Here is a 6,557-nt window from a genome sequence, read left to right as displayed (position 1 = left end):
CGAAGCGGAAGCGTCCCAAAGGGATTGCGAGCACTGCTCGCAACACAAAGTAGGTCATCACTACGCGCCAAACTTTATTAAGTGCTGCAACGCTGATTTTTTTAGTTCTTTTTATAACCCGCAGTACCCGCGGCAGCTCAATGCTAGACGGGAGACGGGAGACGGAAGACGCAAAAGATAAAATCAACACCAAGTCTCCGGTTCCCAGCCTTACGCAATACCCACAAAAAAGCCCCAGCAGGAAACCCTACTGGGGCTTTTAAGTTTTAGCGTCTTCCGTCTCTCGTAACGCATCTCCCGATCACCGTGCGTTCACCGTCTCACGTCAAGCGTCTCTCGCAAACAATCAAATCCCGCCAAGGCACATATACTTAATTTCCATATAGTCCTCAATGCCGTACTTCGAGCCTTCGCGGCCAAAGCCAGACTCTTTAATACCGCCGAAGGGGGCCATCTCGTTAGAGATCAAGCCTTCGTTAATACCCACTATCCCGTATTCTAGGGCCTCGCCAAAACGCCAAACGCGGCTGATGTCGCTGGTGTAGAAATAGGAGGCGAGACCAAATTCCGTGTCGTTGGCTGAGGCAAGTACTTCTTCTTCGGTATCGAAAATGGAAATAGCGGCGACGGGCCCGAATATTTCGTCGCGGCTAATTTGCATATCCTTGTTTACGCCGCTAATTAGGGTTGGGGGGTAGAAGTGGGTGTCTATATCTCCGGCGTTAGTATCGACCTTCGCCTGGTATATTACTTTCGCACCTTTGGTGACTGCGTCGTCTACGAGCGACGTTACCTTGGCAACTGCCTTGGTCGTAATGAGCGGGCCGATGTTAACGTGGGCGCGGCTACCGTTGCCGGTATGAAGTGCTTCCATCGCCGTGCTGAGTTTTTCGACAAAGGCCTCGTGTATTTCACGTTGTACGTAGATACGGTTGGTGCAAACACAGGTTTGCCCAGCGTTGCGAAATTTTGAGCTCATTAAGCCCTTTATCGCTAAATCGAGATTGGCGTCGTTGAATACAATAAAAGGCGCGTTGCCCCCCAGTTCCATAGACGTTTTTTTAACTGTGCCGGCGCATTGTTCTAACAATGTTTTCCCTACTTGAGTCGAACCTGTAAAACTTAATTTACTGACCAAGGGGCTGCTAGTCATTACTTTGCCGATAGTGGGTGCGCTGCTGCTACAAACTATATTAAAGACGCCGGCAGGGATTCCGGCTTGTTCGGCAAGAACGGCTAATGCGATTGCTGATAAAGGGGTTTCATGTGCAGGCTTGGCTACAAAGGTGCATCCAGCCGCGAGTGCCGGAGCCGCTTTGCGGGCGAGCATGGCATTGGGGAAGTTCCATGGTGTAATAGACGCAACAACGCCAATTGCTTGTTTAATAACAAATAAACGCTGGCTGTTGTTGGGCGGCGCGATAATATCGCCGTAGACGCGCTTTGCTTCTTCAGCAAACCATTCGATATAACTGGCGCCATAGGCAATTTCACCCTTAGCCTCAGCTAAGGGCTTACCTTGTTCGGTAGTTAATATTAGCGTTAGATCGTCTTGATTTTCCATGATGAGATCAAACCAGCGACGCAATAATTTAGCGCGCTCTTTTACGGTGAGCGCTGCCCAACCAGGTTTAGCAGCATGGGCCGCAGCGATTGCTCGTTCGGCATCCCGATCATTTAAGTCGGCGACATTCAGTATGGTTTCGCCGGTGGCTGGATTTAGGACGGCAAAAGTTTGAAGGTCCTCTCCCTGCTGCCACATACCAGCAATATAAGATTCGCCTCTAAGAAGATTGGGATTGCGTAGTTGCATAACCAATTCCTATTTATGTCTATTTAGGATCAATTGCACATCCTACTGCCAGCTACCGAGGTATTCAATGTGGATGCGGGATAAGCCGGGTAGGTCGGACTATATGCGCGTAATAATATTCAGCTAAATTAAAATCCGGAGTTGTCCACTTTATATTGAACTTGTTGATTTGTCATATAACTGAAATGCCCGCTTCATATATCTGTCACCAAACCTCCCTAAGATGTGCCCCATTAATACAATCCTAGAAAACCTTAGAGTCTGTTCCGGAGATAAGTTCATATGAAAAAGATATTCGCATTGACAGCAATGTCGTCTGCTTTGTTACTTGCAGCTTGTGGTGGCGGCGATATTAATCTGAGCCCAACTAATATCGATAATAGTGTTGATAATAGTACTAGTAACGGTGGTAGTGGTGGTTCAAACCCATGTGCATCGTATGTTGAATCAGGTCAGACCTATCAGGGGCAGGTTGTTGGTGCTGACTGTTTCTATCCTGCTAGCTTCGTAAGCTCTGCTAACCCAATTACCGCTCCTACGGTGAAGTTCCAGACCATAGCTGGAGTTCACGAATTTGCAGATAGTTTGTTTATAGGTGATGACGTTGATGCGCAAGCTGCTGCTGCCGGCACATTAATTCCACAAGAAGGTGAAGGCACCAAGTTAACAATCGATGCCGGTGTCACCATGGTATTTAAGCGTCCAGAAAGTTATGTGCGTATAGCGCGTGGTTCGCAAATCTTTGCGGAAGGCACACCCGGCTCGCCAATCACCTTTACGGCAGATGAAGACATCGATGGCGTAGCCACTGAAGACGACCGCGGTCTTTGGGGTGGTTTGCAAATTAATGGTAACGGCAAGACTAACAAGTGCCATGACGGTACTGCTTCAGGCTCTGGTACTGGCGCGGTGAGCGATTTTGTTGCTACCGCAAACAATGTTCATAACTGTAATCAAGAGGCAGAAGGGCAGCCAGCCACTTACGGTGGTAATAACAATGCAGAAAGCTCGGGTGTACTGAAATATGTGGTCGTTAAGCACGCTGGTTTTGAAGTTATCGACGGTAATGAGTTGAATGCTGTCACTTTAAACGGTGTTGGTAGCGGGACTATTATCAGTCATGTTCAGGCTTACACCACTCAAGACGACGGTTTTGAAATGTTTGGTGGTGCGGTCAATCTAGATCACATTGTTGTCGTTAATGCGGGTGATGATTCAATCGATTACTCGGAAGGTTATAACGGTAAAATTCAATACGCTGTGGTAGTACACACGTCGGGAGCCAACCGCTGTATCGAAGGGGATAATACTGGCTCTAATCGCGGCGACGGCATCACCCCCAAGACGAATCTCATTATCTCCAATATGACCTGTGTAACATCGGGCATTAAGGAAAATACGGGTGTTAACGCGACCTCGAAGGGCGACTCTGAAGGCCCCTTGTTCCGGGAAGGTGTGCACTTTCAAATGTATAACTCAATTGTAACCTCAAATGCGGCCGGCATGGCCAGTCAAGAGTGTTTAGAGTTGGATGATACTGAGGGGCCACAAACTATTGATGCGGCTCAAGACAAAACAAGCAAAGCCAGCAGTAACGTAATTGCATGTACCGAAGCAACGAAAGTAAGTGGTGCGACCAAAGGTAATTTCGACTTGGTGAATTGGCTTGCTGGTGGCGGTATTAATGCAGATACCCCGGCTAACGACAACACCAACAACGTTATTATCACTGGTGCAGATCTTCCTGCTCAAAGCTTGATCGTTGGTGGCGTGGGTACCCGCGGTTATAAAACGGCGGCAGCAATTACTAATGGCGCTGGCACGCCGGTATTTGACCAGGCTAGCGCCTTGACTGATGTCTCAACTATCGACGCAAGTTTCTTCGCCAAGCCGACCTACCTCGGTGGCGCGAATGCCGGTGATGATTGGTTGGCGGGCTGGACAGTTGGCTTGACTGCGCCACTGAATCCCTAAGTCGTTCTCAAACCCCTTGATTTATTAGGGAGGTGGGCCTGCTTCTGGCGGCCCATCGGCAGTATAGCGCTTGAACGCCCCTCCCAAGAGAGGGGCATTTTTCAGAGCACTTAGGATTATGATTATGTTAACTACACGATTTTCGCTGACGCCGCTAGCAATGGCTGTTGCGCTGGTGACCAGCAGTTTTACAGGCGCTGTTATCGCTCAAGAAGCAGATACCGGTAACGCCGAAATATTTTCGCCATCTGCCTTAGAAGAAGTGGTTGTAGTCGGCCGCTTGCAAAGTGTTGCAGCTTCATTGGTTGATGAACGTTTAGAGCTACCTTATTCAGCTGACTTTTTAGGGTTTGAAGCAATCTCGCGTGCGGGTGATAGCGATGTTGGTTCCGCGCTTCGCCGCGTGACTGGTGTAACCTTGATCGACAATAAATTTATCTATATTCGTGGTTTAGGCGAGCGCTACAGCAATGTCACTGTTAATGGCGCGGCGGTGCCTTCACCAGACTTAGCTCGGAGCGTTATTCCTTTAGATTTATTTCCTGCGAGTATTGTTGAATCTCTGAAAGTACAGAAATCTTGGGGGCCGGATTTGCCCGCTAACTTTGGTGGCGGCGCAATTGATATCCGCACCCGTAACGTTCCATCGGGGCCTGTTGCCGCGATTAGTATCGGTACCGGTTTTAATAGCGAGAGCGATGATGGCTTAAGCTACCCTGATAGCGGCTCAAGTGCGCTTCCCGGTGCATTGCGCTCGGCCATAAGTCGTTATCAAGGTGATTTGTCACAAACTAATATATACGATGTTGAAAATGATTCTGGCAACGCGGTAACGCGTGAGCAAGCAGAGGGTATTCAGCGGGATTTGATTCTGTCGCTAAACCGTAACGTCGCTATTTCCCAGGGTAGTTTAGATCGAGATCGCGATATAAAAGTTGATCTTGGAAATGCTTGGGATGTAGCCGACGAGCTGGTTTTAGGTGCCTCAATTAGCGGTGCTTATGATGAGGATTATCGCAATAAAAATCAGACCAAACGCAGCATCGGTAGTCCAGAAACCAACTTTGCAGAGGTAGAGCGCACAGTACATGAGGAGCGCACCACGTTGGCGTTTGTGCTTGGTGCAGAGTACGCTCAAGACCACTCGGTGCAGTTGAGTCATTATAATATTCAGAATGATTCCGATGAGGCGCGAATCACCACAAGCTTTAGCAATGATAATCCGGTGGTAGACAATAGCCCAGATCGGAATTATGCGACACGCATGGAAGAGCGTGAATTGGTCTTAAGTCAAATAAAAGGTAGCCACCGCTTGGGCAATTTCGCGCCACTAACGGCCTTGGAGATGCTCAGCCTCGACTGGTTTTACTCTGACGCAGAAGCCACAACTGATATTCCGAATGCAACGAGTTTTATTGGCTCTTTAGATCGAAATACAGCTGAACCAACGCCTTATATATCAAAATCCTCGTCGTCCGGTCAGTTCGAGTTTTTGTCACTGAAAGACAGCGTTGAAAGTTGGGGTGGGAAATTTTCTCTTCCTGTAGATCTTTCAGGACGAGAATTGAATTTGTCAGGCGGATGGTGGAATTCTGATAAAACTCGTGAATATTATGGCTACACGGCCAATGTCGGCACATTGTCGACTGTGGGTACACCTGCCAGTGTTTTCTCCGACGGGAGTATTGCCAATCCCGCTAATAGCTTTGATATTTCTATGGGCTCGGGTTTCGGTAATGAAAGCTATGTGGCCGCGCAGAAAATCGGAGCCGTTTTTGGCGAAGTAGACTTCCGCGTGAGTGAAGAATGGCGACTGACTGCGGGTGCACGTTGGGAAGAGTATCAGCAAGCAGTCTTACCGGTGAACTTGTTGGATTTTACTGGGGTATTTAACCAGCAGCTAATCAATGCGCTTAAAGATCCTAAACAGACCTTTGCAGTACAGAATGATGATATCTATTCGAGTATTGCACTTACCTATTCTGGTGTTGATCTACTTGCTGCCAATGAGTTTCAGTTGCGTTTTAGTGTGAGTGAAACTGTCGTGCGGCCCGATCTGCGTGAACTCGCCGACGTTGCGTATATCGATCCGGAGTTGAGTGTGCGGGTATTTGGCAATCCTCGATTGAAGTCCACGGAGGTGCGAAACTACGATCTGCGTAGTGAATTCTATTACGACGGTGGCGATAATTTTACCGTGTCACTTTTTTATAAGGATTTGCAATTGCCTATTGAGCAAGTTGAAGGGGCTGGCTCAGATGACGACACGGTGCTGCGTTATATTAACGGTGATTCAGGTGAAGTCTACGGGATTGAGTTTGAGGGCCTGAAAACCTTGCCCGCAGGTTTGTTTATGTCAGGTAATGTCACCTTGAGCGACTCTGAAATTACCATAACCACCAATAATGAAGTAACCAATACCGACCGTCGACTTACTGGGCACTCTAAATATGTGGTGAATGCTTCTTTGGGTTATGATTCTCCGAACGAACAGCATAGTGCATCGTTGCTATATAACGTTTCCGGCGAGCGAATTTTCTTTGCTGGTACATCGGGTAATGATGACGCTTTTGAACAGCCCTTCGGTTCATTGGATCTTATTTATAATTACTACCCCACTGAACATATTTCTGTCAAAGTTAAGCTCGGTAATTTGCTTAATGCCAAGCGAGAGTTTGAGCAGAAGAATAGTAGCGGTCAAAATGTTGTGATTTTAGAGCAGGAAGTAGGCACGAGTTTTGGGCTTGATTTAAGCTGGAAATACTAATTT

Annotated in this window: 4 protein-coding genes; 2 read left to right on the top strand and 2 right to left on the bottom strand. The window is 47.8% G+C overall.

What is annotated here, in order from left to right; translation table 11 throughout:
- Positions 1-190 (bottom strand): hypothetical protein (locus HNQ57_RS17735; RefSeq protein WP_221301779.1); only part of this gene is annotated, 190 nt, incomplete at its 3' end.
- A gap of 156 nt (positions 191-346) precedes the next feature.
- A complete protein-coding gene (locus HNQ57_RS16960; protein ID WP_184465009.1) occupies positions 347-1,813 on the bottom strand; it encodes an NAD-dependent succinate-semialdehyde dehydrogenase in 1,467 nt (488 codons plus the stop codon).
- Between the two features lie 282 nt (positions 1,814-2,095).
- Here HNQ57_RS16960 and HNQ57_RS16955 point away from each other — a divergent pair, with 282 nt between their 5' ends.
- Both HNQ57_RS16955 and HNQ57_RS16950 read left to right on the top strand, forming a co-directional pair.
- Positions 2,096-3,787 (top strand): hypothetical protein, encoded by a 1,692-nt coding sequence (locus tag HNQ57_RS16955; RefSeq protein ID WP_184465007.1) that lies wholly within the window; start codon positions 2,096-2,098, stop codon positions 3,785-3,787.
- A gap of 124 nt (positions 3,788-3,911) precedes the next feature.
- Positions 3,912-6,554, top strand: coding sequence for a TonB-dependent receptor domain-containing protein (locus HNQ57_RS16950; RefSeq protein ID WP_184465005.1), 2,643 nt, complete (start codon positions 3,912-3,914; stop codon positions 6,552-6,554).
- Positions 6,555-6,557: the final 3 nt, after the last annotated feature.

This window comes from Zhongshania antarctica, assembly GCF_014202945.1.
Taxonomy (GTDB): Bacteria; Pseudomonadota; Gammaproteobacteria; order Pseudomonadales; family Spongiibacteraceae; genus Spongiibacter; species Spongiibacter antarcticus.
The sequence above is the reverse complement of the archived record's forward strand: the minus strand, read 5'-3'. Positions and strand labels throughout refer to the sequence as shown.